At 72.2% G+C, this 23753-nt stretch carries 26 protein-coding genes and 1 pseudogene; 12 read left to right on the top strand and 15 right to left on the bottom strand.

What is annotated here, in order from left to right; translation table 11 throughout:
• Positions 1-56: 56 nt before the first annotated feature.
• The 3 genes from AB0910_RS28055 to AB0910_RS28045 form a co-directional block, all read right to left on the bottom strand.
• A complete protein-coding gene (locus AB0910_RS28055) occupies positions 57-497 on the bottom strand; it encodes a DUF6507 family protein (RefSeq protein WP_366747457.1) in 441 nt (146 codons plus the stop codon).
• Positions 498-644: 147 nt separating this feature from the next.
• Complete coding sequence (locus tag AB0910_RS28050) at positions 645-953, bottom strand: pore-forming ESAT-6 family protein (protein ID WP_366747456.1); 309 nt, start codon at positions 951-953, stop codon at positions 645-647.
• 42 nt (positions 954-995) lie between these two features.
• A complete protein-coding gene (locus tag AB0910_RS28045; RefSeq protein ID WP_366747455.1) occupies positions 996-1328 on the bottom strand; it encodes a hypothetical protein in 333 nt (110 codons plus the stop codon).
• A gap of 310 nt (positions 1329-1638) precedes the next feature.
• Between AB0910_RS28045 and AB0910_RS28040 the strand changes: the two genes are divergently transcribed.
• Entirely contained in the window at positions 1639-1866 is a 228-nt protein-coding gene (locus tag AB0910_RS28040; protein ID WP_366747454.1) for a hypothetical protein, read from the top strand.
• A gap of 39 nt (positions 1867-1905) precedes the next feature.
• Here AB0910_RS28040 and AB0910_RS28035 read toward each other — a convergent pair whose 3' ends face one another.
• The 5 genes from AB0910_RS28035 to AB0910_RS28015 are packed head-to-tail and all read right to left on the bottom strand — an operon-like array spanning position 1906 to position 7134.
• Positions 1906-3261: an MFS transporter gene (locus AB0910_RS28035; RefSeq protein ID WP_366747453.1), complete on the bottom strand. Its 1356-nt coding sequence runs from the start codon at positions 3259-3261 to the stop codon at positions 1906-1908.
• Between the two features lie 36 nt (positions 3262-3297).
• On the bottom strand, positions 3298-4218 hold the full coding sequence (locus AB0910_RS28030; RefSeq protein WP_366747452.1) for an amidohydrolase family protein: 921 nt from the start codon (positions 4216-4218) through the stop codon (positions 3298-3300).
• Entirely contained in the window at positions 4215-4919 is a 705-nt protein-coding gene (gene ligK, locus AB0910_RS28025; protein WP_366747460.1) for a 4-carboxy-4-hydroxy-2-oxoadipate aldolase/oxaloacetate decarboxylase, read from the bottom strand. The genes AB0910_RS28030 and ligK overlap by 4 nt, the downstream gene beginning before the upstream one ends.
• A 20-nt stretch (positions 4920-4939) precedes the next feature.
• Positions 4940-5965, bottom strand: coding sequence for an amidohydrolase family protein (locus tag AB0910_RS28020; protein ID WP_366747451.1), 1026 nt, complete (start codon positions 5963-5965; stop codon positions 4940-4942).
• Positions 5962-7134: a 4-oxalomesaconate tautomerase gene (locus tag AB0910_RS28015; protein ID WP_366747450.1), complete on the bottom strand. Its 1173-nt coding sequence runs from the start codon at positions 7132-7134 to the stop codon at positions 5962-5964. The genes AB0910_RS28020 and AB0910_RS28015 overlap by 4 nt, the downstream gene beginning before the upstream one ends.
• A 109-nt stretch (positions 7135-7243) precedes the next feature.
• Here AB0910_RS28015 and AB0910_RS28010 point away from each other — a divergent pair, with 109 nt between their 5' ends.
• Positions 7244-7978 (top strand): GntR family transcriptional regulator, encoded by a 735-nt coding sequence (locus AB0910_RS28010; protein WP_366747449.1) that lies wholly within the window; start codon positions 7244-7246, stop codon positions 7976-7978.
• Between the two features lie 235 nt (positions 7979-8213).
• Entirely contained in the window at positions 8214-9056 is an 843-nt protein-coding gene (locus AB0910_RS28005; RefSeq protein WP_366747448.1) for an MIP/aquaporin family protein, read from the top strand.
• A gap of 103 nt (positions 9057-9159) precedes the next feature.
• On the opposite strand, the gene AB0910_RS28000 is transcribed toward AB0910_RS28005, so the two are convergent.
• Complete coding sequence (locus AB0910_RS28000; RefSeq protein ID WP_366747447.1) at positions 9160-9918, bottom strand: SDR family oxidoreductase; 759 nt, start codon at positions 9916-9918, stop codon at positions 9160-9162.
• A complete protein-coding gene (locus tag AB0910_RS27995; protein WP_366747446.1) occupies positions 9908-10324 on the bottom strand; it encodes an ester cyclase in 417 nt (138 codons plus the stop codon). Before AB0910_RS27995 ends, AB0910_RS28000 begins: the two co-directional genes overlap by 11 nt.
• Positions 10325-10395: 71 nt before the next feature.
• Between AB0910_RS27995 and AB0910_RS27990 the strand changes: the two genes are divergently transcribed.
• Positions 10396-11271, top strand: coding sequence for a LysR substrate-binding domain-containing protein (locus tag AB0910_RS27990; protein ID WP_366747445.1), 876 nt, complete (start codon positions 10396-10398; stop codon positions 11269-11271).
• A gap of 91 nt (positions 11272-11362) precedes the next feature.
• Here the strand turns inward: AB0910_RS27990 and AB0910_RS27985 are convergent, their stop codons facing one another.
• Positions 11363-11800, bottom strand: a complete 438-nt coding sequence (locus AB0910_RS27985) for a MerR family transcriptional regulator (protein WP_366747444.1) — start codon at positions 11798-11800, stop codon at positions 11363-11365.
• Positions 11801-11877: 77 nt separating this feature from the next.
• On the opposite strand from AB0910_RS27985, the gene AB0910_RS27980 reads away from it, so the two are divergent.
• Positions 11878-12705 (top strand): SDR family oxidoreductase, encoded by an 828-nt coding sequence (locus AB0910_RS27980; RefSeq protein ID WP_366747443.1) that lies wholly within the window; start codon positions 11878-11880, stop codon positions 12703-12705.
• A 25-nt stretch (positions 12706-12730) separates the two neighbouring features.
• Here AB0910_RS27980 and AB0910_RS27975 read toward each other — a convergent pair whose 3' ends face one another.
• Positions 12731-14122 carry a sporulation protein gene (locus AB0910_RS27975; protein ID WP_366747442.1) on the bottom strand — a complete coding sequence of 464 codons (1392 nt, stop codon included), beginning with the start codon at positions 14120-14122 and terminating at the stop codon, positions 12731-12733.
• Between the two features lie 321 nt (positions 14123-14443).
• On the opposite strand from AB0910_RS27975, the gene AB0910_RS27970 reads away from it, so the two are divergent.
• The 3 genes from AB0910_RS27970 to AB0910_RS27960 all read left to right on the top strand — a co-directional run bounded on the left by AB0910_RS27970 (position 14444) and on the right by AB0910_RS27960 (position 18067).
• Complete coding sequence (locus tag AB0910_RS27970) at positions 14444-16210, top strand: asparagine synthetase B (protein ID WP_366747441.1); 1767 nt, start codon at positions 14444-14446, stop codon at positions 16208-16210.
• A 28-nt stretch (positions 16211-16238) separates the two neighbouring features.
• Entirely contained in the window at positions 16239-16676 is a 438-nt protein-coding gene (locus AB0910_RS27965; protein ID WP_366747440.1) for an NUDIX domain-containing protein, read from the top strand.
• A 71-nt stretch (positions 16677-16747) separates the two neighbouring features.
• On the top strand, positions 16748-18067 hold the full coding sequence (locus tag AB0910_RS27960) for a UDP-glucose/GDP-mannose dehydrogenase family protein (RefSeq protein WP_366747439.1): 1320 nt from the start codon (positions 16748-16750) through the stop codon (positions 18065-18067).
• A gap of 21 nt (positions 18068-18088) precedes the next feature.
• Here the strand turns inward: AB0910_RS27960 and AB0910_RS27955 are convergent.
• A pseudogene (locus tag AB0910_RS27955) lies at positions 18089-18279 on the bottom strand (DUF397 domain-containing protein).
• 100 nt (positions 18280-18379) lie between these two features.
• Positions 18380-18508 carry a hypothetical protein gene (locus AB0910_RS27950; RefSeq protein ID WP_366747438.1) on the bottom strand — a complete coding sequence of 43 codons (129 nt, stop codon included), beginning with the start codon at positions 18506-18508 and terminating at the stop codon, positions 18380-18382.
• Between the two features lie 512 nt (positions 18509-19020).
• Here AB0910_RS27950 and AB0910_RS27945 point away from each other — a divergent pair.
• Both AB0910_RS27945 and AB0910_RS27940 read left to right on the top strand, forming a co-directional pair.
• Complete coding sequence (locus AB0910_RS27945) at positions 19021-19389, top strand: hypothetical protein (RefSeq protein ID WP_366747437.1); 369 nt, start codon at positions 19021-19023, stop codon at positions 19387-19389.
• A 153-nt stretch (positions 19390-19542) separates the two neighbouring features.
• Positions 19543-20148 carry a dihydrofolate reductase family protein gene (locus AB0910_RS27940; RefSeq protein ID WP_366747436.1) on the top strand — a complete coding sequence of 202 codons (606 nt, stop codon included), beginning with the start codon at positions 19543-19545 and terminating at the stop codon, positions 20146-20148.
• 61 nt (positions 20149-20209) lie between these two features.
• Here the strand turns inward: AB0910_RS27940 and AB0910_RS27935 are convergent, their stop codons facing one another.
• Positions 20210-21178, bottom strand: a complete 969-nt coding sequence (locus AB0910_RS27935) for a hypothetical protein (protein ID WP_366747435.1) — start codon at positions 21176-21178, stop codon at positions 20210-20212.
• A gap of 95 nt (positions 21179-21273) precedes the next feature.
• Here AB0910_RS27935 and AB0910_RS27930 point away from each other — a divergent pair, with 95 nt between their 5' ends.
• The gene (locus AB0910_RS27930; protein WP_366747434.1) at positions 21274-22911 is read left to right on the top strand and encodes an ATP-binding cassette domain-containing protein; all 1638 of its coding nucleotides are present in this window, start codon (positions 21274-21276) and stop codon (positions 22909-22911) included.
• A 375-nt stretch (positions 22912-23286) separates the two neighbouring features.
• A complete protein-coding gene (gene rplM / locus AB0910_RS27925) occupies positions 23287-23730 on the top strand; it encodes a 50S ribosomal protein L13 (protein WP_030903771.1) in 444 nt (147 codons plus the stop codon).
• Positions 23731-23753 lie beyond the last annotated feature (23 nt).

Raw genomic sequence — 23753 nt, 5'->3', positions numbered from 1 at the left:
CTGCTCCAGATCACCGGTGAACTGAGGAATCTCCGCCGGATCGACAGGCACCGCACTCACCTGCCACCCCCTGAGCCGTGGCCGCCCTTCGCGCCGGGCAGGTCGATCACGGGCTCCTTGAGCGCCTCGGCCTGCGCGTGCGCGGCCATGGCGATGTCGCCCTTCACGTACTCGTTGGTCGCGTCCTGCGCGCCCTTGATGGAGTTGCCGGTGCGCGTGGCGATGTACGCGAGGCGCTGCTCGTTGGACTGGACGAACTGGCCGAGCGCGGCCGCGACCAGGCCTTCGGCCCCGGGTGACGGCGGCCCGTACTGGCCGGGCTTGAGCACCGCGTGCCCGTCCTCGTAGTCACCCGCGGCGATCGTGCCCGCTGCCGCCGCGGCGCTGGTCAGGCCGCTCTCCAGCTTCGTGGACGCGTCGTTGAGCCCCTGGGCCGCTTTCACGACCTTGTTGAGCACGCCCTGGACCCCCGAGGGCGTGATGTCCCACCCGGTCATGGCCGTTCATCCCCCTGATGTGCGTACCGCCGTGCCCTGCCGTGTCGCTGTCGCGGACGACGTGCGCCGCCGCGCGCCGCCCTGCCGCCGCGTCGCCGTACCGCCCTGTCGCCTTACCGCCGCGTCGCCGCGCCGACGCGCGTCGGCTCAACCGATGTTGTCGACCGCCGACTTGGCGCGGGTCAGCGTCGACTGCGCGGTGTCGTCGTTCTGTTCGAGCGTGCCGCGGACGAGGCGGATGATGTCCCGCACCTCGTTCGCCGCGCGGTTCCAGCGCACTTCCTTGCCGTGGTACTCCTCCGAGACGCCGTCGGCGGTGAAATCGGCCATCGCGGCCTTCACCGCGCGGTCCCGCTCGCCCAGCACCTGTTCGAGGCGGCCGATGACCCCCTGGAGGGTCCCCTGCACCTCGCTCGACACGCCTGTGTCGTACGACTTGCGATCCGCCGTCGCCATCGTCAGTCCCCGTTCTGTGTTCTGCCGCGTCGTCGTGCCGGGTCAGCGGGCGCCGAAGCGCGCCGCGTCGAAGTTGGCCGAGCTCATGTTGCGGTGGGCGTTGGACTCCTGCTCCTGGTCGCCGCTGGTGAAGGAGCCGTCCATGCCGGACTGGCCGCCCAGGATCGCGCGCAGGGAGCCGTTGAGGTCGCTGGTGATCGAGTCCGCACGGCTCTTGAAGGAGTCGAACGCGGTCTTGCCCGCGCCGTTGAACCTGCCTTCGAGCGGGTCGGCCGCCGCGATCAGCTGCTTGATCAGCGCGCCCAGGTCGTCGCTCGACCCGGAGGTGTTCTTGACCAGGTCGGACAGTGTCGTACTTCCCATGTCGAACTTCATGCGTCCCCGTTCCCCGTTCCCCGCGTCGCCGCGGAGTCCCGTCCGTGGCCCCGTGCCCGCCGTGCGCCGGTTCGCGCCGCCGCGCACGTGTACGACCCTCACGGTAGGACGGAGGGTGTCCGCGCCGCAACGGACCGCGTGTCCCGGTCCTGTGACACCGCGCCGGGCCCCCGTGCCCGCACCTCCTCACGGCGTGCGCCCGGTGCACGGCGTGCCGGCCCGCGCACGCCGCGCGGGGGCGCTTTCGCAGGTGGGCGCCGCGTGCGAGAGGCGTGCGGAGCCGAACGGGCCGGTGCGGGAGGGGGAGTCGATGGACGGAACCGTGGGGGAGGGGCCCGACGGGCTGCTGTGGTCCCTCTTCACGCCCGAGGGCAGGGAGGACCCGCACCCGGCACTCGCGGAGCTGCGCCGCACGGCGCCCGTGCACTTCGCCGCCGGGCTCGGCGTGTACTTCCTGACCCGGTACGCCGACTGCCGGGCGGTGCTGACCGGTTCGGCGTTCGCCGCGCCCGACCCGTGGACGCTGTCGGCGCGGTAGGCGCCGTACCGGGTGCGTGGCGGTCGCACCCGGTACGCGTCAGGCGCTGACCGGCTCCTTCGGCGGGGCGAGCGCCGCCCCGACCTGCTTGGTCCGCGGCCCGAAGACGGCGAGGACGACGGAGCCGAGCAGCCAGGTGCCGGCGATGAAGAGGAACACGCTCTGGTAGCCGGAGCCGTTGTAGAGGCCCGCGATGATCAGCGGCCCCGCCGCGTTGGAGAGCCGGCCGAGGCCGTACGAGACGCCGGTGCCGAGCGACCTGCCGTGCGTGTCGAACAGCTCGGGCGAGTACGCGTAGCCGAGCGCCGTGTAGCCGCGCTCGAAGAGGTTCACCAGGAAGCCGAAGACGACGATCAGGACCGGGTTGAACGTCAGCCCGTACAGCAGGCCGCACACGGCGATGACCGCGCCGAAGGCCACCAGGCACCACTTGCGCTCGAAGCGGTCCGTGACGAGCGCGGCGATGTACGAGCCGAGCGGCGCGCCGACCGTGCTGAGCGCCACGTAGAACACGGACTTCTCGACGCTGAAGCCCTCCTTCGCCAGCAGGGTCGGGGCCCAGCTGGAATAGCCGAAGAACCCGATGGTCTGGGTGACCCAGAGCACGATCAGCAGCAGCGTCGGCAGCAGGTACTTCTTCTGCAGCAGGATGCGCAGCGGCGCCTTCCGCAGGACCGGCGGGTCCGTGGGCGGCGCGGGCTCGGGAAGCGGGCCCTTTTCCGCGGCGATCTCCGTTTCGAGTTCCGTCAGGATCGCGTCGGCCTTGGCGTGCTCGCCCCTCGCCTCGTACCAGCGGGGGGATTCCTTCAGGTGCCGGGCGAAGAAGAGGTAGACGATGCCGAGGGCGCCCCACAGGTACACCAGGCGCCACGACCAGTCGTTGACCGGGACGACGGCGCTCGCGACGAAATTGGTGACGGGTGTGCCGCAGATGCCGATGACGATCGCGTACGCCTGGAACTTGCCGCGGAGTGCGGAGGGGAAGAGTTCGCTGACGTAGATCACGGCGACGACGGTCATCGCGGACAGGCCCGCGGAGGTCAGCACCCGGAAGACGCCGAGGGAGACGACGTCCCAGGAGAACACCGAGGCCAGCGAGAAGACGCTGAAGAACACGGTGGTGATGTTGAGCGCCGTCCTGCGGCCGAGCCTGTCGGCCATCCAGCTCGCGACGACGGACCCGAGGAACATGCCGACGAACGACAGCGAGGTGACGTACGCCACCTGGTTCACGGTGACGCCCCACAGCTTGATCAGCCGGGGTGCCGTCACCGCGAAGCTGTTGATGTCCGCGAATTCGAAGAAGTAGGCGAAGGCCACCGCGACCAGGGTTATCTTGTGGAATCTGGCGATCGGTAGCCGGTCGAGCCGGTTCTTCGCATTGGAGTGCAGCATGGGGAGCCCCTTTTTCGGTGTGGGTGCGGAAGGGGCTCAGGCGTTTTCGCCGGGCCAGTAGAGCCGCATCGGATTGTCCACGAGCAGCTTCTGCCGCAGTGCGGAGGTTACGGCCACCCTGGGCACGTAGTCGACAAGCAGTCCGTCGTCCGGCATGTGGTCCGTGAGGTTCGGGTGCGGCCAGTCCGTGCCCCACAGTACGGAATCCGGGAATTCCTCGACGACCTTCCTGCCGAAGGGCACCACGTCCGCATAGGGCTCGCGCTCCCCGTCGAGCGCGGGGCGCCCGGTGGCGGTGAGCCGCTCCGGGCAGGTCACCTTGACCCACACGTCGCCGCGCTCCACGAACCGCAGGAACCGCGCGAAGTCGGGCCCGTCCACCGGCTTCGTCACGTCGGGGCGTCCCATGTGGTCCACGACGAGCGGGGTGGGCAGCGCGGTGAAGAAGGACGCGAGGTCGGCGAGGTCCTCGCTCTCGAAGTAGATGACCACGTGCCAGCCGAGCGGCGCGATGCGCGCGGCGATCGCCGCGAGGTCCTCCTTGGGCGCCGCGTTGACCAGGCGTTTCAGGAAGTTGAACCGCACCCCGCGCACACCTGCCGCGTCCAGCTCCGCCAGCTCGGCGTCGGTGACGTCGGGCCGTACGGTCGCGATGCCGCGCGCCCGGCCGCCGGACGCCCGCACGGCGTCGACCATGGCGCTGTTGTCGGCGCCGTGGCAGGTGGCCTGCACGATGACGTTGCGGCTGACGCCGAGGTGGTCGCGGAGGGCGAACAGCTCGTCCTTGCCCGCGTCGCACGGCGTGTACTTGCGCTCCGGCGCGTAGGGGAACGCGGCGCCCGGCCCGAAGACGTGGCAGTGCGCGTCGACGGTCCCCGCGGGCAGGGCGAAGGCCGGGACGGACGGGTCCTTGTACCAGTCGAGCCAGCCGGGCGTCTTGGTGAAGGCGCCGCTCATGCCGCTCCCCCCTGCCCGCCGCCGACGTAGCGCAGGCCGGCCGCCCGCAGCGGCTCGCGCATGTCGTACATGTCGAGGCCGAGCTCGCCCGCGGCGAACCGCTGCCGCTTGCCCTCCTCGTTCTCCTCGCGTTTGCGCCCGGCGGCCGCGACCTCGGCGGCGCGCTCCGCCGGTACGACGACGACGCCGTCGGCGTCGGCGGCGACGACGTCTCCCGGGCGCACCAGGGCGCCCGCGCAGACGACGGGGATGTTGACGGAGCCGAGGGTCGCCTTGACGGTGCCCTTGGCGTTGACGGCGCGGCTGAAGACGGGGAAGTCCATCTCCTCCAGCGCTGCCACGTCCCGGCAGCCGCCGTCGATGACCAGGCCCACCGCGCCCCTGGCGCGGGCCGAGGTGGCGAGCAGCTCGCCGAAGAAGCCGTCCTCGTTCTCGGTGGTGCAGGCGGCCACGAGCACGTCGCCCGGCCTGACCTGCTCGACGGCGACGTGCAGCATCCAGTTGTCCCCCGGCTGGAGCAGCACGGTCACGGCCGTACCGCAGAGGGCCGCGCCGTGGTAGACGGGCCGGATGTACGGGCGCATGAGGCCGGTGCGGCCCATCGCCTCGTGGACGGTGCTGACGCCGAGCGGCGCGAGCGCGTCGACGCCTGCGCGGGAGGCGCGGCTGATGTCCTGGTGGACGACTCCCAGTTCGTACATGGTGGTGTGCTCTCTCTGCGTCAACGCCCCTGCTGCTTGAGCAGGGTGTCGAGACGCGGGTAGACGGCGCGGACGTTGTGTTCCTGGATCTCGGCCAGGGCCGTGGCGCCGAGCCCCGCGGACTCGACGTAGCGGCGGGTGTCGTCGAAGTGGTGGCCCGAGCAGGGGTCGATGTCCCGGACGGCGCCGATCATCTCGGAGGCGAAGAGGATGTTGCGGCGCGGCACGACATCGAGGAGCAGGTCGATGCCCGGCTGGTGGTACACGCAGGTGTCGAAGAAGACGTTGCCGAGGACGTGCTCCTCCAGCCCGGGCTTCTTCAGCGCCATCGCGAGGCCCCTGAAGCGCCCCCAGTGGTACGGGACGGCGCCGCCGCCGTGCGGGATCACCAGGCGCAGCGTGGGGAAGTCCTTGAACAGGTCGCCCTGGATCAGCTGCATGAAGACGGTCGTGTCGGCGTTGAGGTAGTGCGCGCCCGTGGTGTGGAAGGCCGGGTTGACGCTGGTGCTGACGTGCACCATCGCCGGGAGGTCGTACTCCACCAGCTTCTCGTACAGCGGGTACCAGGACCGGTCGGTCAGCGGCGGCGCGGTCCAGTGCCCCCCGGAGGGGTCCGGGTTGAGGTTGACGGCGACCGCGCCGTACTCCTTGACGCAGCGCTCCAGCTCGGGCACCGAGGTGGCCGGGTCGACGCCGGGCGACTGGGGGAGCATCGCCGCGGGCACGAAGCGCTCGGGGTAGAGGGCGGCGACGCGTGCGCACAGCTCGTTGCAGATCGCGGCCCAGCGTGACGAGGTGGCGAAGTCGCCGACGTGGTGCGCCATGAAGGAGGCGCGGGGCGAGAACAGCGTGACGTCGATGCCCCGCTCGTCCATCATCCGCAGCTGGTTGTGCTCGATGCTCTCGCGGATGTCGTCGTCGCTGATGCGCAGGTCGGCGGTGTCCGGCACGGCCGAGGGGTCGGTGAGCCCGGCGATCTGCCGCTCCCGCCAGGCGCCGAGCGCGGGCGGTGCGGTGGTGTAGTGGCCGTGGCAGTCGATGATCATCGCTGTCCCTTCTCGGGGATCATGACGGCACCCGCCATGATCAGACGGGCGGTGCGCAGCAGCGCGGACTTGGTGACCCGCTGCGGGTCCTCGGCGTCGAGGCCGAGCGCCACGCTGAACTCGCCCGACGGGTGCTCGACGGAGACCGTGACGTCGGCGCCCGGCGCGGCGGCGACGCCGGCGACCGCATGGGCGACGCTGCCGTCGAGCACGCAGGCGGTGGCGGCGGTGACGGCGGCGAGCACGCCGATGGACTCGTGGCAGACGTGGGGGATGAAGCTGCGGGTGCTCAGGGTGCCACCGTGCGCGGGCGGCGCGACGAGCGTCATCTTGGGATAGTTCTTCGCGGTCACGTCGCCGAGGCCCATCAGCTTCCCGCAGGTCAGCCGCAGGTCCTCGACGCGGGCCTTGAGCTCGTCGTCGGCGTCGAGCCGCGCCGCGCTCTCGTAGCCGGTGCGGCCGAGGTCGGCGGCGGCCACGATCACCAGGGGCTGGCCGTTGTCGATGCAGGTCACGTCGACGGGGCCGACACCTGCGACCTCGACGCGGTCCCGCACGTGCCCGGTGGGCAGCAGGGACGCGCAGACCGAGCCCTCGGTGTCGAGGAAGCCGATGGTGACGGGTGCGGCGGTGCCGGGGACGCCGTCGATCCTCGCGTCGCCCCCGTACGCCACGTAGCGGCGTCCATCGGGGCCGAGCGGGGTCCTGACGGTGATCTCGGCGGTCAGCCCGGTGTTCAGCGTGAGGACGCGGGCCGTGGTCTCGTCGCCCGAGGGCGTGAGCAGCCCGGACTCGACGGCGAAGGGCACGACGGCGGCGAGCATGTTGCCGCAGTTGGGCGTGGTGTCCACGAGGTCACTGTCCGGCTGGAGCTGGCAGAACAGGAACTCCAGGTCGACGCCGTCGCGGGCGCTGCGGTCCACGATCCCGGCCTTGCTGGTGAGCGGGTGCGCGCCGCCGAGCCCGTCGATCTGGCGCGGGTCGGGCGAGCCGAGCGCGGCCAGCAGGACCGCGTCGCGGCCCGCGGTGTCCGCGGGCAGGTCGGCGGCGCGGAAGAACGGGCCGCGCGAGGTGCCGCCGCGCAGGAACCAGCAGGGGATCGCGGTCTGGCCGCCCGGTGGCGGCGGCTCTGACGGGTCCGCGTGGCGGGCCGTCGTGGGTTGCGTCATTGCTCTCCCCTTCGCTGGTGCTGCTCGTCAACATAACCATCGACGAAATTGTTGACAATAGCTTCGATGAAAGAGTCGTCAAGGTCGGGTGCGGATAGACTGCGCCCACATGCGGCCCGAGGTGCGGGCCACGGAGCGGGGAGGACGACGCGTGGCGGACAACCGGGTGACCGGTCAGGAGGGGCGCCGCCTCGTGAGTACGGCGATCCGTCGGGCGCTCTCCGCGGGCGACCTGGTGCCGGGCCAGCGCCTGGTCGAGCAGGAGCTGTCCGAGAGCCTCCACGCGACCCGCAACTGCGTGCGCGAGGCGCTCCAGGACCTCGCGGCCGAGGGCCTCGTCGAGCTGGTGCCGCGCCGCGGCGCGCGCGTCCGCGTCGTCTCCGTCGAAGAGGCCATCCAGATCACCGAGTGCCGCGCCGCCCTCGAAGGCCTCTGCGCACGCCGCGCCGCCGAGCACGCACCGGCGGAGCAGCGCGAGGGCCTGCGCCGGATCGGCACCCGCATGCGGGAGGCCGTCGCGGGCGGCGACCTCAACACCTACTCCGCGCTCAACCGCGAACTCCACGCCCGCATCGCCGAGATGAGCGGCCAGAAGGTCGCGGGCGGGCTGCTTGACCGGCTCAAGGGCCAGATGGTCCGCTACCAGTTCCGCCTCGCGCTGCGCCCCGGCCGCCCCACCAAGTCGCTGCCGCAGCACCTCGCGATCATCGAGGCCGTCGTCACCGGCGACGGGCACGCAGCGGAGGCCGCCGCCCGCGCCCACCTCGACAGCGTCATCGAGGAGCTGCGCGCCACGCCCGCGGCCGAGCCCGCGGGGGCCGCGGCGCTCAGCGCGGGGGCCTGAGGCCCTCGGGAGCCCTCGGGGGCCTGAGGGCCCTCGGAGGCGGGACGCTCAGGGGCGGGCGCGCCGCGCCCCCCTGCCGTCGGATGGAGCAAGCGACTACTCCCCCAAGGGGACGGGACCCCGTCCCGACATGCCGGTGCCCCGCGGCCGCCCGACGATGACGGACGTCACGGGCCGGCCGAATCCGTTCGCCTGCGCCCCCACTCCCCGAGGAGACGAGGAGACGCAGAGAGCCATGAAGAAGTCCGGCACCTCACAACTGTTCAGAGAGACCGCGGCGGAGTTCGTCGGCACGATGGTCCTGCTCCTGCTCGGCGCCGGCGTCGTCGCGCAGGTCATCGCGGGCGGTGCCCTCACCTCCCCGAAGGGCGGACTCGGCGACCACGACAGCATCTCCTGGGCCTGGGGCCTCGGCGTCACCTTCGGCGTCTACATCGCGGCCCGCCTCAGCGGCGCCCACCTCAACCCCGCCGTCACCCTCGCGCTCGCCACGTTCCGCGGCTTCCCCTGGGCCAAGGTCGCGCCGTACGCGCTGGCCCAGACGGCGGGCGCGTTCGCCGCCGCGCTGCTGGTCCGCTGGAACTACACCGAAGTGCTCGCCAGGGCCGACCCCAAGCACTCCTTCATGACGCAGATCGTCTTCTCCACGCTCCCAGGCAACGGCTCCACCACGGCGGGCGTCCACGAGTGGGGCGCCTTCCGCGACCAGGTCATCGGCACGGCGCTGCTGCTCCTGCTGATCTTCGCCATCACCGACATGCTGAACACCCCGCCCAAGGCCAACCTGGCGCCGTTCATCATCGGCCTCGTCGTCGTCGCCATCGGCATGGCCTTCGGTACGAACGCGGGCTACGCCATCAACCCGGCCCGCGACTTCGGCCCCCGCCTCGCCAGCTTCCTCACCGGCTACCACTCCGCGTGGCGCGACCAGTGGGGCAACCTCTACTTCTGGGTGCCGATCGCCGGGCCCCTCATCGGCGGGCTCATCGGCGGCGGCTTCTACACGTACGTCATCCAGCGCTGCCTGCCCACGGCCGAGCCCGAGCCGCCGGGCCGCGTGCCCCGCTCGGAGCCCTGAGCCCTGAGCCCTGAGCCCTGAGCCTGAGCCCCGGGCCCCGGGCCCCTGTCGTGAGGCGGGTTCCTGACACCGGGGGCCGGCCCGCAGCGGCCGGCCCCCGGTGTCAGGCCCCGGTACGGGTCATGCCGCCGTCGACATGCAGGATCTGGCCGGTGACGAACCCGGCGTCGTCGGAGACGAGGAAGGCGAGGGCGCCCGCGAGGTCCGCGGGCACCGAGCGGCGCCTGATCGTCTGCATCGCCGTGATCCGGGCGAGCACCTCCTCGGCCGACGGGCGGTCCGCCCGGTCGCGGCCGAGGAACCCCTCCGTCGCCACCAGCCCCGGGGCGATCGCGTTGACCGTGACACCGCTCTCGCCGAGCTCGTTGGCGAGCGCCCGGGTGAGCGCGTGCACCGTGCCCTTGCTCGTCAGGTACGCGAGGTCGCGGTTCTGGGTCGCGGTGATCCCCGAGCCCGCGTTGACGATCCGGCCCCACCCCGCGGCGCGCATGCCGGGCGCGAACGCGCGGGCGAACAGCAGGATCGCCTCCACGTTGACCGCCTGCACCGCGCGCCACAGCTCGACCGTCACCTGGTCGAGGTCGGTGAAGGGGAAGACGGCGGCGTTGTTGACGAGGATGTCGCACCGCCCGTACCGGTCGATGACCGTGTCGACCGCCGCGTCGACCTGCGCGGGGTCGCCGATGTCGCACACCAGGCCGAGGTGGTCGCCGCCGCCCCCCAGCTCCCGCACGCCGTCCGCCGGGTCCACGACGTCGACGGCGACCACGTGCGCGCCGTCCGCGGCGAGCCGCCTGCAGTACCCGTACCCGATGCCCCGCGCCGCGCCGGTCACCACCGCGGTCCTTCCGTCAAGCGCCACGGGTGAGCTCCAGTCCCAGCCGGCCCGCGAGCCCGAAGTAGTCCTCCAGATGCCAGGTACGCACGATCAGGCCGCCGGCCAGCTGGTGGAAGTCCGACGCCCGCAGCTCGACCTCGCGGCCCGTCCCCTCGACGCCGAGCAGCGGCCCGGTGTGCAGGCCGCGGGCGACCGAGCGCACGGCCACCATGTCGCCGGACGCGACAAGGTGCTCGACCGTGACGGCCAGGCCGGAGAGGACGCCGCTCAGGTGCTCGACGGTCTTCTTCCACCCGTCGGGGCCCGGCCCGGTGTGCAGGGCGGGGACGGCCTCCCACCCGGGGGCGAGCGCCCCGTCGACCAGTTCCGTGTCACCGCAGGCCAGGGCCTCGTAGAAGCGCCTGACCGCGGTCTCGTTGTCCGTAGGCATGCACACCACGCTAGGAACGCACGCCCTCTGTGATCAAAGTCCTGTTCCGTATGACGTCATACGCTTCGGGCATGACGGATCGCGATCTCGACCTCCGGCTCGTGCGCTACTTCACCGTCGTCGCGTCCCATCTGCACTACGGCCGCGCCGCCGCAGAACTGCGCGTCGCGCAGCCCTCGCTGAGCCGCCAGATCACCCAGCTTGAGGCCCTGGTGGGGGCGCGGCTCCTCGACCGCACGCGGCAGGGCACCCGGCTCACCGAGGCGGGCGAGGCGTTCCTGCCCCGCGCCCGAGAGCTGCTGCGCTCCTGCGAGCAGGCCGTCGCCGCCGCGCGCCGCGCCGCGCGGCCCAGCCGGATCACCGTCGGCTACACCGCGGGCCTCATCGTCACCCCCGCGGTCGAGGACCTGCGGCGCAGGCACCCCGACGCCGAGGTCCGCACGCTGCACCTGGAGTGGGACGAGCCCCGCGAGGCCCTGCTCGCCCGCCGCGTCGACGCCGTGGTCACGCGGCTGCCGCTGCGCACCGCGGACCTGCGCGTGACGGTCCTCCACGACGAGCCGAAGCTGCTCCTCGTACCGGTCGGGCACCGCCTCGCGGGCGCGGAGTCCGCCACCCTCGACGACATCGAGGGCGAGCCCGTACCCCGCTTCCCCGACCCGGAGTTCGACGCGTACTGGCGCATCGACCCGCGGCCAGGCGGGCGCCCCGCGCCGGACGGCCCCCGGGTCGAGTCCATCGAGGACAAGCTCGAATGTGTCGCCGCGGGACAGGCCGTGGCCATCGTCCCTGCCGCCCTGTACGCGGGCGGTGTGCGCCCCGACCTCACGACCGTTCCACTGCGCGGGGTCGAGCCCGGCCATGTCGTCGTCGCGACCCGGGCAGCGGACCGCGGCCGGCTGGTGGCCGCGCTGTGCAGGGCGGCGCGTGAGCGGCTGACCGGGTGACGCGGTGCGCAGTGACGCGGTGCGCAGTGACGCGGTGCGCACCCCGGCAGGGCGACCGCCTCCCCGTGCGACCGCTTCCCCGTGCGACCGCCTACCGTGCGGCGGGCTCCTCGCAGGCGGGGCCGTCCCGCCACAGCTGGTCGGCGGTGCCCGCGGCGAGATGGCGGGCGTAGAGCGTGACCTTGCCGTGGATGGTGTCGAGGGCCTCCTGGAGGTCGGCCATCTGCTGCCGCACCCGGGTCTCGTGCCGGTGCAGCAGCTCGTACCGCTCGGCCTCGTTGCCCGGGCCCTTGCGCACCAGCTCCACGTAGTGCCGGATCTCGGGCAGCGGCATCCCCGAAGCCCGCAGCTTGGCGCAGACCCTCAGCCAGTCCACGTCCTCCCGGGTGTACACCCGCCGCCCTGCCGCGTTGCGCCGCACCTCGGCGAGCAGCCCCTCGTCCTCGTAGAAGCGCAGAGTGTGCGTGGCAAGGCCGGTGCGCGCGCTGACCTCGCCGATGCTGAGGGCCGCCTCGTCGGTGTCCTTCATGCCTCCACTGTACGGGCTTGACCTCAAGTCGACTTCAACTCCTAGCGTCGAAGACACACCTCGACGGAAGGAACACCATGGCCACCACATGGTTCATCACCGGCACGTCCTCCGGCTTCGGGCGCCTGCTCACCGAGCGGCTGCTCGCGCGGGGCGACCGCGTCGCCGCGACCCTGCGCAGGCCCGAGGCGCTCGACGACCTGCGCGCCGAGCACGGCGACCGCCTCTGGACCGCACGGCTCGACGTCACCGACACCGAGCGGGTGCACCGCGTCGTGGACGACGCGTTCGCGGCGCTCGGCACCGTCGACGTCGTGGTCAACAACGCGGGCCACGGCGTCTTCGCCTCCGTGGAGGAGGCCGCGGACGAGCAGATCCGCCGGGTGATCGACACCAACCTGCTCGGCTCGATCCACGTCGTACGCGCCGCGCTGCCGCACCTGCGCGCCCAGGGGCACGGGCGGATCATCCAGGTCTCCACGGCGGGCGGCCAGACCACGTACCCCAACTTCGGCTACTACCACGCCTCGAAGTGGGGCATCGAGGGCTTCTGCGAGACCGTGGCCCAGGAGATCGCGCCGTTCGGCATCGGCCTCACCATCGTCGAGCCCGGCGCGACCCCGACCGGCTTCGGCGGCTCACTCGACACCGCGCCCGTCATGCCGGAGTACGAGGACACCCCCGCGGGCGAGGTGCGGCGCGCGCTCGCGAACGGCGCGTTCCCGCTGCCCAACGACGCGGAGAAGATCGCCGCCGCGATGATCGACCTCGCCGACTCCCCGAAGCCCCCGCTGCGCCTCCCCCTGGGCGTCGACACCTACGCCGACGTCCACGCGGCCCTCACCGCCCGCCTGTCCGAACACGAGTCCCACCGGGAGATCGCCCACTCGGTCGCATCGACGTGACGCGCCCGGGGCGCGCGGACGCCGGTCAGGCGGCGACACCGAGTTCCGTGCGGGTCCGCCGGACGAACTCCCGGACAGCCGGTTCGCGCCGCCAGGGGGCGAGGGCGCTGTGGAATTCGCGGACGTAGTCGAGGGCCCGGGTGGACCGGACGCGGGCGAGGATGTCGACGCTGCGGTTGCCGAGTTCGAGGCCGTGGTCGAGGTCACGTGCCTGGAGGTGGGCGGTCCCGACGATGGCGAGCCGCATGCCGACGGAGCGGGTGAACACGCCGGAGGGCATGGCGGCGGCCTGCCGGTTCCACGCGAGGGCCGCCTTGGGGTTCTTCAGATCCCGGAAGATCTCGGCGGCGTCCGCCGAAAGACGGGCATGGTGGTAGAAGTCGATCCAGGCGGGTTCGTCGCCGCTGCCGTCCTTCGCCCGCCCCAGGAGGTCCTCGGAGACTTCCAGCGCCCGCGCGGCGGCCCTTGCGTCGTTCTCCCGGGCATGGGCCCGTGCCTCGATCAGCTTGGTGAACGCCAGCACTCGGGGGACGGCCCGGCCCCTGGCCCGCTCGAAGGCGCCCTCCGCCATGTCCACGGCCTCGGATGCGAAGCCCCGCATCAGGGTCTGCAGGGCCATGGTGGTCAGCACGTAACAGCCCAGCTGTACGTCGCCGCCGGCGCGAGCGAGGCGCAGAGCCTGGATGAAGTGCCGCTGAGCGGCGTCGTGCCGGCCGACGTCGAAGGCTGTCCATCCCGCCAGCCTCGACAACTCGGCGGTGACGGAGAAGAGTTCGCGGCCGACCTCGTCGGAGAAACTGCCCTGGAGCAGCGGGCCCGCGCGCTGGTCGAGGCAGCCGGTGACGGAGTTCGCCTTCCAGTTCCCGCCGCCGTACTTGGAGTCCCAGCGACGGGCGTCGTCGGCGGCTTCGCGCAGTTCGTCCAGGTCGGAGCGGCCCACCCGCTTTCCGCCCGCGTGGTCGGCGGTCTCATCGGCGGGGGTGACGAGCCATCGGGTGACGGGAGTGCTGAAGGCGGAGGCGGCGAAGCCGGATCCGGCCAGGAAATCGCGGCGGTTCACAGAACTCCAGAACGAAGTGGCGGCGCAGACGGCGTCGGCAGGGTCTCGCGGGAAATCCAACCCCACGCCCGCGTCGATTGTCTCCGCCTCGCCCATACCGATCTCACCGAGCCCGACAGACCGGCCGAGCCTCTCGCCGATGGCCTGGGAGAGCAGCTTGGGGACCGGCCACTTGGGCGTCATCCCCCGCCTGCACCAGTTCGCCACGGACGTATGCGAGTAGTCGGTCTCTATTCCAGTGGCACGGGCGAGCTGGTTGACGCGCAGAGCCAGGGACTTGTGGCTCGCGCCGCTGGCTTCAATGAGCCGGGCCAGGCCCGCGTTGGGCGGGCGGGCCCGGCGCATGGTCGATGCCACGACTCTCCTCCGTGCCGGTGACCGGACCACGCACGGCTCGAACGGGCAGTTGAGCGCGTATGTCCGTACTCGGCGGAGCACAAGCGCCGCACGCAACCGGAAACGACGAGTCATACGTGTTCCGCGTGGTGGGTCACCGACGATATTCCTCCGCAGGCCGCCGCGAACCGCGTTTGCGAGTTGTGAGCCCCCTTGCGAGCCCTCCCCGCGATCTCGGCGGGCCGCTGTGATGAGAGCACGGGCCGCCACCAGAACTCGGACGAATCGCCGTCCGGCGGCGGCCGCAGCCAGGGCATCACCACACTCGGGGGAGAACCGGACATGTGCGGAATCGCAGGACTGGCCGGCGCGGATGCCGCCCGCCACGAGCGCACCGTCGGCGCGATGGGCGCTTCGCAGGCGCACCGGGGCCCGGACGGCACCCGGCACGTCGCAGCGAGCGACGGCAGGGCCGTACTGGCCATGAACACGCTCCTGATCGTCGACCCGCAGGCCACGCCCGGCCCCTACCTCGACCGCAGAACCGGGGTGCTGCTGGCCTTCAACGGGGAGATCTACAACTACCGTCAGCAGGCCGCCGCCTGGGGCATCCGGCTCGGTCCGGGGGATACCGACGCCCACTTCGTGCTGCGCGCCTGGGACAAGCTGGGCCCGTCCTGCCTGGACGGCCTCGACGGCATGTTCGCCCTGGCCGTCCACGACCCACGCCCCGGGAAGCTGTTCCTGGCCCGCGACCGGCTCGGCGAGAAGCCGCTCTACTGGCGTCTGGACGGCGGACGGCTCGCGTTCGCCTCCGAAGTCACCACCCTGACCGGCTACGGCCCGGCGCCGCTGATGCTGCGGCCGGAGATGCTGGCGATCGAGACGCCGGTCGGCGTCGACACCCCTTTCCAGGGCATCCAGATGCTGGCCCCCGCCACCTTGCTGACCTTCGACATTGCCACCGGCTCACTGGACCACCATGTCTACTGGCGCCTGGAGGACCTGCAGCCGTTCACCGGGTCCTACCGGGAAGCCCTGGCGGAGTTCTCAGCCGTCCTGGCCGAGCAGGTCCCGCTGCGGACCCCGGCCCGCGACTTCGCCCTCTTACTCTCCGGTGGCCTCGACTCCTCCGTGCTGGCCCACCTGATGCGGCCACCGGTCTGCGTCACCGTCCGCTACCCCGGACAGGACCGCCTCGACGAGTCGAGGACCGCCGCGGGGATCGCCTCCGACATCGGCGCCGAGCTGATCGTGATCGAGCCCGACCCCCTCGACTTCACCAAGGCCCTGCCGCACATGATGTCCGCGTTGGACTACCCGATGGGCAACGCGTCCACCTTCTCCGAGCACATGGCCTATCGGAAGATCGCCGGCCTCGGACTGAAGGTCGCCGTCGGCGGTCTCGGGCCGGACGAGTTCCTGATGGGCTACGTACGCCACTCGCTGGTCCTGCTCGGTCCCGACGCTGTCCTGGATGCCGGGATGGATGCCTACCGGCCGCTGGCGGCCAAGCTGACGCACACAGCCGGCGGGGGCCTTGCGGCCGCCGAAGCGGCCACCCGGCTCGTCCTGCGCGGCCCCGACCCCGAGCGGCGAATCCACGACCTGGTGGCCAGCGCGATGGAGCGGGCTGACGGGGACCCGGCCCGCGCGCTCACCCTCGCCGACCTGGCGACCGCCTGGCGGCCACTGGTCATGACGAGCGACAAGCTCGCCTCTGCCTGCGCCATCGAGCGCCGGTCTCCCTTCCTGGCCCGGGAGCTGGTCGAGCTGTCCTACCGACTGCCGCAGGAGCACAAGATCCGTCACCCCGTCGAGGGCAAGCGGATCCTGCGGGACGCTGCGAAGGCCCTCGGGCTGCCGCGGGAGGTCTGGGGCAGCCGGGACAAGCTCGGCTTCGCATCCCCGGTCCCGTCCTGGCTGAACGGGCAGCTCGCAGCCTGGGCAGACGCCCGGATAAGCCACGCCCTCGCCCAGGCGCCGGCCGTGATGCGGCCGCTGCTGGAAGGCGGCTTGCGGCCGGGCGGGCAGTTCGACCGCACCCGTATGCAGGCCCTCATGGCGGCGGCCTGGCTGTGTGACCGGACAGCAACGGCTGCAGCATGACCTTCCCCCGCCTCGCTACGGTGCCCGGATGCACCTGGACACCACCGGCGACAGCCCGGCCGCCACCCGCGGCGCCGTCGCGATCATCGCCAACCGCCGCGGCGAACTCCTCCTTCACCTGCGGGACAACCTGCCCGGCGTGATCGCCTGGCCGAACCACTGGAGCGTCCTGGGAGGCGGCTGCGACCCTGGTGAGGGCCCCTACGCGACGATCGTCCGTGAGCTCGACGAGGAAGCGGGCCTGGCCGTCGACGGTCTCACCGAGCTGTTCGAGATGCGCGACGAGCACGGCTCCGGGCAGCTGATCACATTCTTCGCCGCCTCCTGGGACGGCGACGAGACACAACTGCCCCTCGCCGAGGGCGTCAAGCTCCAGTTCCTCGCTCCCGAAGACCTCACATCCCGCACGGTCCCGCCGTTCATCAGGGACGGCATCAACCGCTATCTGGCCGCCCGGCCCGCCTGAGCACGCCGCCCTTCCGGGCGGTGCTGAGAAGTGGAGCCGCCGGCGGTCTCCACTTCGCAAAGGAATCGCTCATGAAGCTCACCTTCGTCGGCTGCGGCTACCTCGGCGCCACCCACGCGGCCTGCATGGCCGAACTGGGCCACGAGGTTCTCGGCATGGACTCCGACACGGACAAGGTCGCGATTCTCAACTCCGGCAAGGCCCCCTTCCGCGAGCGAGGTCTCGACGAGATGCTCACCCGCCACACCTCATCGGGACGCCTGAAGTTCACCGCCTCCTATGCGGAGGCCGCGGCCTTCGCCGACCTCCACTTCATCGGTGTCGGCACCCCCGAGCGAGCAGACGGGGACGGTTACGACCTCACCCATCTCTTCTCCGCCGTCCGCCGACTCGCAGCCTGCCTCAAGAACCCGGCGGTCATCACGGTGAAGTCGACCGTCCCGGTCGGCACTGCGCCTCGCGTCCGTGATCTGCTGCACCAGATCGCCCCGGCCGGCCGAGCCATCGAGGTCGCCTGGAACCCGGAGTTCCTGCGCGAGTCGTTCGCCATCGAGGACACCCTCCGTCCCGACCGGCTCGTTCTCGGTTTCGAGGCCGAACACTCCTGGGCCGAAGCAGTGTTGCGGCGGTGCTACGAGGCGGTCGTCCGAGCGGGGACGCCGACGGTCGTCACCGACTGGGCGACGGCCGAGCTCGCCAAGGCATCAGCGAACGCCTTTCTCGCCACGAAGATCTCCTTCATCAACGCGATCGCCGAGGTCTGCGAGGTCACCGGTGCCGACGTGGGCAAGCTCGCCGACATCCTCGGCCACGACGCCCGCATCGGCCGCCGGAGCATGCGCCCCGGCCTCGGCTTCGGCGGCGGCTGCCTGCCCAAGGACCTCCGGGGCTTCGTGGCCCGCGCCGGCGAACTCGGCGTCGAACAGGCCGTGGTGATCCTCCGCGAGGTCGAAGCGATCAACAACCGGCGCCGCGAGCGCGTGGTCGACCTCGCCTGTCGGGAGCTCGACGGCAATGTCGCGGGCAAACGGATCGCTGTCTGGGGCGCCGCCTTCAAACCCGAGACCGACGACATCCGTGACTCGCCCGCTCTCGCCGTCGCCGAGCGTCTGCGTGAACTCGGCGCCACGGTCGTTGTCACCGACCCCCAGGCCCTCGACAACGCTCGCAAGACGCACCCCGAGCTCGACTACGCCGACGACCCGGTCACTGTCGTCGAGGACGCCGACCTGCTGCTGCACCTGACCGAGTGGCCGCAGTACTCCCACATCGACCCACGCAGCCTCGCCGCACGCGCGGTAGCCCCGCGGGTCATCGACGGACGCGGCACCCTCGACGCCGGCGCCTGGCGTCAAGCCGGCTGGACCGTCCGGGCCCTCGGTCGGCCCTGAATTCGGCCCGACAAGGCCGAGTTACCGCCCCGCGTCCCGCGCGAAGGCGGCCCACGCGTCCGGTGCGACGCTCAGCACGGGCCCTGAGGGGTCCTTGGAGTCGCGGACGTACACCGTCTGCGTCGCCCCGTACGCGCGGCACTCTCGACGGCGTACACCACCTCGATGCAGTTGCCCCGGTCGCTGCTGTAGCTGGACTTGAACCACGTCAGTGCCGTACGCGTTACTCTCCCAGTCGTTCCAACAGGCGCTTGGTTTCAAGGGTGTTGAGGGCCTGCGTGCGCGGCATGGCATATCTCTCAGCCAAGAGACTCACGACTTCCGGGTCATCGTGGACTCGGGCGCGGCCGACCAGCTCGGTGTGTCCGACATGGCCGCGGCATCCTTTTCCACATCGAACAGCTGCTGCGTCCACAGGGGCGTCATCGCAGCGTCGGGCATGTGTTCCAGGGCTGCGGCCGCACCCCTTTCGTATCGAGGATTCAGTCCAGCAGCTCTGCCTGATCCTGCTTCAGGAGTCGGCGGCCTTGTCCGATCGAAGCGATGGTGTCCGAAGCCATGACGGCCCTCTCCGCAAGGGACTCCTGCGTGTACCCGTGAGCGGCGTTTCCTGTTGTGCATGCTGCAGGCTCCCTCTCGGGTGTTCACGCGGGGAGGGGCCAGGAGGGCCCCTCGGGGCCGGTGAGCCGGACGCGCTGGGTGTGGTCCGGGGCCACGGTCACACCGAACGCGCTCTGGCCGGGCGCGCCCGGCGCCCGCCATGCCCCGGGCGTACAAGGGGGACGGCGGCGCGCGCTCGGGCACGGGGGCGCGAAGGGCGGGCCGTGCGCGCCGTATCGACGGGGGCCGCGGTGGCGCCTAGCATGAAGTCCGGTGCTCGTCGGCCGGGTTGACCACCCGGCGCAGTGGCGGGGCCGTACGAGACCACAACAGAAACCGGGGGTTCCACCATCATGTCCCAGCGCACACGCCTGTCCGGCGGGAGGGCGCTTCGGGGCCTGTCCTTCGCCGCTCTCGCGACGGCCTTCGCCCTGCCCTTCGGCATCGGGTCGGCCTCGGCCGCACCCGCCGCACCTGCCGCTCCCGCCGCGGCACTCTCCTGCGACACCGGCCGCAGCGCGGTCGACGACTACACGGGCTTCGCCCTGTGCCAGAACACCGGCTCGGCGCCCGTCACCTTCTGGGTCCACCTCGTCTGCGGATGGGCGCCCGACGTGGACGGCAACCACGTCACGGTGGGCCCCGGCCAGAGCAGCCAGTCCACGGCCCACTGCGGCTCCATCGGCACCGGCATCGGCGAGATCAGCGTCGTGACGGCCTGACGCGGCGCGCCCTCCGGCGCGGCAACGACCACGGCGGGAGGCGGCCCCTCGGCGGGCCGCCTCCCGCTCCGTGTGCCCCGGCGTCGGCCGCCCGCGCCGCCGATGAGTTGTCCGCGCTCCTGCGGTCCACCCTTTCGACGAAGGGAGCGCACCATGCGCGAGATCATCCTGTGCACGTTCCTGACGCTGGACGGCGTCATGCAGGCGCCGGGCGGCCGGGACGAGGACACGCAGCACGGCTTCGGGCACGGCGGCTGGCAGAAGCCGGTGTCCGACGACGAGGTCGGCACGGCCGTCGCCGGCTGGTACGAGTCCGCCGACGCGATGCTGCTCGGCCGCAGGACGTACGAGATCTTCGCGGCGTACTGGCCGACCGCCGACCCGGACATGCCGTTCACCCACCGGATGAACGGCATGCACAAATACGTGGCGTCCCGGACCCTGACATCCGTGGACTGGCAGAACTCCACGCTGCTCACGGGCGACGTCGTCGACGCCGTACGCGCGCTGAAGGCGTCCGACGGCGGGGACATCAACGTCGTGGGCAGCGGCGGCCTCGCGCAGACCCTCATGCGGCACGGCCTCGTCGACGAGTACCGGCTGACCGTCCACCCGGTGATCGTCGGCACCGGCAAGCGGCTGTTCGCCGACGGAGCGGTCCCCACCGCGCTCGAACCGGTCAGCGTCTCCACCACCAAGGGCGGCACGGTCGTCGGCGTCTACCGCCCGAACGGCGAGCCGGGCCACGACAGCTACTAGCGCCCCCGGCCCGGCCCGCCCCGACGCCGCCGACAGGGCCGGGGCCGCCGGCCCCCGGGCGCTACTGCTCGCGCGCCGCCGCCGAGGCCTGGGACTGGCCTCGGGCGACGATCTGGCGGAAGGCGAAGTCGGAGATGTCGTCGCCCGCGGTGAAGACGCGCTTGTCCGCGGCGGTGACCGCGCGGCGCGTCTCGAAGCCGCCGACCGTGAAGTAGGCGTAGCGGCCGTAGGAGTTGGTCGTCGTGCGGCAGACCGTGACGCGGCAGAAGACCGGGACGCCCGCGCCGGAGAGCGAGGCCACGCCGCCGCCGGGGCCCTGGTCCTTCACGGCCCGCGCCTGGGACTCGTGGTCGAAGACGGCCACGCCGACCGTGACGGCGACGCCGTCCCTGGTGTAGGTGGCGCGCAGCAGCCGGGTGCAGCCGTGCGCGGTCAGCGACGCGCCGAGCGCGCCCTGGGTGGCGGCGGCGCAGCTCGGGGTGGAAGCGGTGGCGCCCTTGACGTAGGTGCGGCCGCCGATCGTCAGCCGCTTGCCGGGGAAGAGGGTGTCCGTGCCCAGCGGCGCCTTGTCCTTGGCCGCGCTGTCCACGAAGTCCTTCGGGTCCGGCGGCGGCTTGGGCGCGACCGAGGAGAACGACGGCTCGGGCGAGGCCGATTCGCCGGGCAGCGGGGGCAGCGCCTGCGAGGTGCCGGGGCTCGGGCTGCCGTCGGCGTCCGAGGCGCCGCCTGCCGAGACCACGGCCGTCGCGACGATCGCCCCGACCGCACAGGTCGCCAGCGCGATCCCGCCGATCAGGAACCACCGCTTGCGCCGGCCGCGCGCCTCGGAGGCCTCCGCGAGCGCCGACCAGTCGGGCGTGGCGGTGGCGCCCGGCCTGCCCTGCTCGGGCGGCCAGGGCCGCTGCGGCGGCAACGGCCCGGCTCCCGGCCGGGGTTGCCCCGGCTCGGGGCCGTAGGCGGGGCCGTACGGATTCTGCTCGCGCGGCTCGGAGCCGCCGCCCCAGGGGGGTCCCCCCTGCCCAAAGCTCATACCCGGAGTTTACGGCCGGGAGCGGGTGCCGCGGCCCCCGGGGAGCCGGAAAAACGGCTGGGGCGCCGGGCCGCGCGTACCGCACAATGCGCACCATGGGACATCTCGAAGCCGCGCACCTTGAGTACTACCTGCCGGACGGGCGCCCGCTGCTCGGCGACGCCTCGTTCCGGGTGGGCGAGGGCGCCGTCGTCGCGCTCGTCGGCGCCAACGGCGCGGGCAAGACGACCCTGCTGCGGCTGCTCTCCGGGGAGCTCGCGCCGCACGGCGGCACGGTCACCGTCGGCGGCGGGCTCGGGGTGATGCCGCAGTTCGTCGGCTCCGCGGTCGCGGGAGCCGGAGGCGAGGACGAGCGGACCGTGCGCGACCTGCTGGTCTCCGTCGCACCGCCCCGCGTACGGGAGGCGGCGCGCGCCGTGGACGCGGCCGAGCACGCGATCATGACCGTCGACGACGAGCGCGCCCAGATGCGGTACGCGCAGGCGCTCAGCGACTGGGCCGAGGCGCGGGGCTACGAGGCGGAGACCCTGTGGGACATCTGCACCGTCGCCGCGCTCGGCGTCCCGTACGAGAAGGCGCAGTGGCGGCGCGTGCGCACCCTCAGCGGCGGCGAGCAGAAGCGGCTCGTGCTGGAGGCGCTGCTGCGCGGGCCCGACGAGGTGCTGCTGCTCGACGAGCCGGACAACTACCTCGACGTGCCGGGCAAGCGCTGGCTGGAGGAGCGGCTGCGCGAGACCCGCAAGACGGTGCTGTTCGTCTCGCACGACCGGGAGCTGCTCGCGCGCGCGGCCGAGCGGATCGTCAGCGTGGAGCCGGGCCCCGCGGGCTCCGACGTGTGGGTGCACGGCGGCGGCTTCGCCACGTACCACGAGGCGCGCCGCGAGCGGTTCGCGCGCTTCGAGGAGCTGCGGCGCCGGTGGGACGAGGAGCACGCGCGCCTGAAGGCCCTCGTGCTGCGGCTGCGGCAGCAGGCGGAGAACAGCCCCGACATGGCCTCGCGCTACCGCGCCATGCAGACCCGCTTCAGGAAGTTCGAGGAGGCGGGCCCGCCGCCCGAGCCGCCGCGCGAGCAGGACATCCGCATGCGGCTCGGCGGCGGGCGCACCGGCGTGCGCGCCGTGGTCTGCGCGGACCTGGAGCTGACCGGGCTGATGAAGCCGTTCTCGCTTGAGGTCTACTACGGCGAGCGGGTCGCCGTCCTCGGCTCGAACGGCTCGGGCAAGTCCCACTTCCTGCGGCTGCTCGCGGGCGGGGACGTCGCCCACACCGGTACGTGGCGGCTGGGCGCCCGCGTCGTGCCGGGCCACTTCGCGCAGACCCACGCCCACCCGGAGCTGGCGGGACGCACCCTGGTGGAGATCCTCTGGACCGAGCACGCGCGCGACCGGGGCCGCGCGATGTCCTCGCTGCGCCGCTACGAGCTGGCCGCTGCGGGCGATCAGCCCTTCGACCGGCTCTCCGGCGGGCAGCAGGCGCGCTTCCAGATCCTGCTGCTCGAACTGAGCGGGGCGACGGCCCTGCTGCTCGACGAGCCGACGGACAACCTGGACCTGGAGTCGGCCTCCGCGCTCCAGGAGGGTCTTGAGGCGTTCGACGGGACCGTGATGGCCGTCACGCACGACCGGTGGTTCGCCCGCTCCTTCGACCGCTTCCTCGTCTTCGGCGCCGACGGCGCCGTGCGGGAGACGCCGGAGCCGGTGTGGGACGAGTCGCGGGTCGCGCGGGCGCGCTGAGCCGGCCGGCGCGCCGCGGCCCCGCGCCCCGTGCCGCGCCCCGCGCTGCGAAAGGGGTGCGGACCGGGCCGCGAGGGACCCCGGCGCCCGGGGGACTCCGTGGGCGGGGACACCCCCGGAGGGCCGTAAAATCGGGGGTGCCGACCGGATGCGAGGCCGTCAGCGCGTTTTGACCCGTGCGGGTGGGCCCGAGTATCCTGCTGGTTCGTTGTGCGTATTGGCTGTTTCATTCTCACGTGAGGGGCCCTTACGCCGGTCCACCGGGCCGATGACCAGCGGAGCATGAGCGGGTTGCGTCACCTGCTGTCTCCAGGCTGTCGTGATCGTCCGGGTGGCCAGTCAGGACCCATTCACGAAGAAGCGAAGGCTACGACCGTGCGTACGTACAGCCCCAAGCCCGGCGATGTCACGCGCCAGTGGCACATCATCGACGCGCAGGACATCGTCCTGGGCCGTCTGGCGACCACCGCCGCCACCCTTCTCCGGGGGAAGCACAAGCCGATCTACGCGCCCCACGTCGACACCGGTGACTTCGTCATCATCATCAACGCCGACAAGGTGCACCTCTCCGGCAACAAGGCCACGCAGAAGATGGCCTACCGCCACTCCGGCTACCCCGGCGGCCTGCGCTCCGTCCGCTACGACGAGCTGCTGGCCAAGAGCCCGGAGAAGGCCGTCGAGAAGGCCGTCAAGGGCATGCTCCCGAAGAACACCCTGGGCCGCCAGATGCTCAGCAAGCTGAAGGTCTACGCGGGTGACCACCACCCGCACGGGGCGCAGCAGCCCGTCCCGTACGAGATCAGCCAGGTCGCGCAGTAGTTCCGGCCACCCCCTAAGAAGAA

This window comes from Streptomyces sp. NPDC047002, from assembly GCF_040704505.1.
Classification (GTDB): domain Bacteria; phylum Actinomycetota; class Actinomycetes; order Streptomycetales; family Streptomycetaceae; genus Streptomyces.
Note: the sequence above shows the minus strand (reverse complement) of the source record. Positions and strands in the feature narration are given on the sequence as shown.

Coding starts and splice junctions, on each gene's coding strand:
- AB0910_RS28055 (WP_366747457.1), bottom strand. CDS start 497: ATGACCGGGTGGGACATCACGCCCTCGGGGGTCCAGGGCGTGCTCAAC.
- AB0910_RS28050 (WP_366747456.1), bottom strand. CDS start 953: ATGGCGACGGCGGATCGCAAGTCGTACGACACAGGCGTGTCGAGCGAG.
- AB0910_RS28045 (WP_366747455.1), bottom strand. CDS start 1,328: ATGAAGTTCGACATGGGAAGTACGACACTGTCCGACCTGGTCAAGAAC.
- AB0910_RS28040 (WP_366747454.1), top strand. CDS start 1,639: ATGGACGGAACCGTGGGGGAGGGGCCCGACGGGCTGCTGTGGTCCCTC.
- AB0910_RS28035 (WP_366747453.1), bottom strand. CDS start 3,261: ATGCTGCACTCCAATGCGAAGAACCGGCTCGACCGGCTACCGATCGCC.
- AB0910_RS28030 (WP_366747452.1), bottom strand. CDS start 4,218: ATGAGCGGCGCCTTCACCAAGACGCCCGGCTGGCTCGACTGGTACAAG.
- ligK (WP_366747460.1), bottom strand. CDS start 4,919: ATGTACGAACTGGGAGTCGTCCACCAGGACATCAGCCGCGCCTCCCGC.
- AB0910_RS28020 (WP_366747451.1), bottom strand. CDS start 5,965: ATGATCATCGACTGCCACGGCCACTACACCACCGCACCGCCCGCGCTC.
- AB0910_RS28015 (WP_366747450.1), bottom strand. CDS start 7,134: ATGACGCAACCCACGACGGCCCGCCACGCGGACCCGTCAGAGCCGCCG.
- AB0910_RS28010 (WP_366747449.1), top strand. CDS start 7,244: ATGCGGCCCGAGGTGCGGGCCACGGAGCGGGGAGGACGACGCGTGGCG.
- AB0910_RS28005 (WP_366747448.1), top strand. CDS start 8,214: ATGAAGAAGTCCGGCACCTCACAACTGTTCAGAGAGACCGCGGCGGAG.
- AB0910_RS27995 (WP_366747446.1), bottom strand. CDS start 10,324: ATGCCTACGGACAACGAGACCGCGGTCAGGCGCTTCTACGAGGCCCTG.
- AB0910_RS27990 (WP_366747445.1), top strand. CDS start 10,396: ATGACGGATCGCGATCTCGACCTCCGGCTCGTGCGCTACTTCACCGTC.
- AB0910_RS27985 (WP_366747444.1), bottom strand. CDS start 11,800: ATGAAGGACACCGACGAGGCGGCCCTCAGCATCGGCGAGGTCAGCGCG.
- AB0910_RS27980 (WP_366747443.1), top strand. CDS start 11,878: ATGGCCACCACATGGTTCATCACCGGCACGTCCTCCGGCTTCGGGCGC.
- AB0910_RS27970 (WP_366747441.1), top strand. CDS start 14,444: ATGTGCGGAATCGCAGGACTGGCCGGCGCGGATGCCGCCCGCCACGAG.
- AB0910_RS27965 (WP_366747440.1), top strand. CDS start 16,239: ATGCACCTGGACACCACCGGCGACAGCCCGGCCGCCACCCGCGGCGCC.
- AB0910_RS27960 (WP_366747439.1), top strand. CDS start 16,748: ATGAAGCTCACCTTCGTCGGCTGCGGCTACCTCGGCGCCACCCACGCG.
- AB0910_RS27950 (WP_366747438.1), bottom strand. CDS start 18,508: ATGCCCGACGCTGCGATGACGCCCCTGTGGACGCAGCAGCTGTTCGAT.
- AB0910_RS27945 (WP_366747437.1), top strand. CDS start 19,021: ATGTCCCAGCGCACACGCCTGTCCGGCGGGAGGGCGCTTCGGGGCCTG.
- AB0910_RS27940 (WP_366747436.1), top strand. CDS start 19,543: ATGCGCGAGATCATCCTGTGCACGTTCCTGACGCTGGACGGCGTCATG.
- AB0910_RS27935 (WP_366747435.1), bottom strand. CDS start 21,178: ATGAGCTTTGGGCAGGGGGGACCCCCCTGGGGCGGCGGCTCCGAGCCG.
- AB0910_RS27930 (WP_366747434.1), top strand. CDS start 21,274: ATGGGACATCTCGAAGCCGCGCACCTTGAGTACTACCTGCCGGACGGG.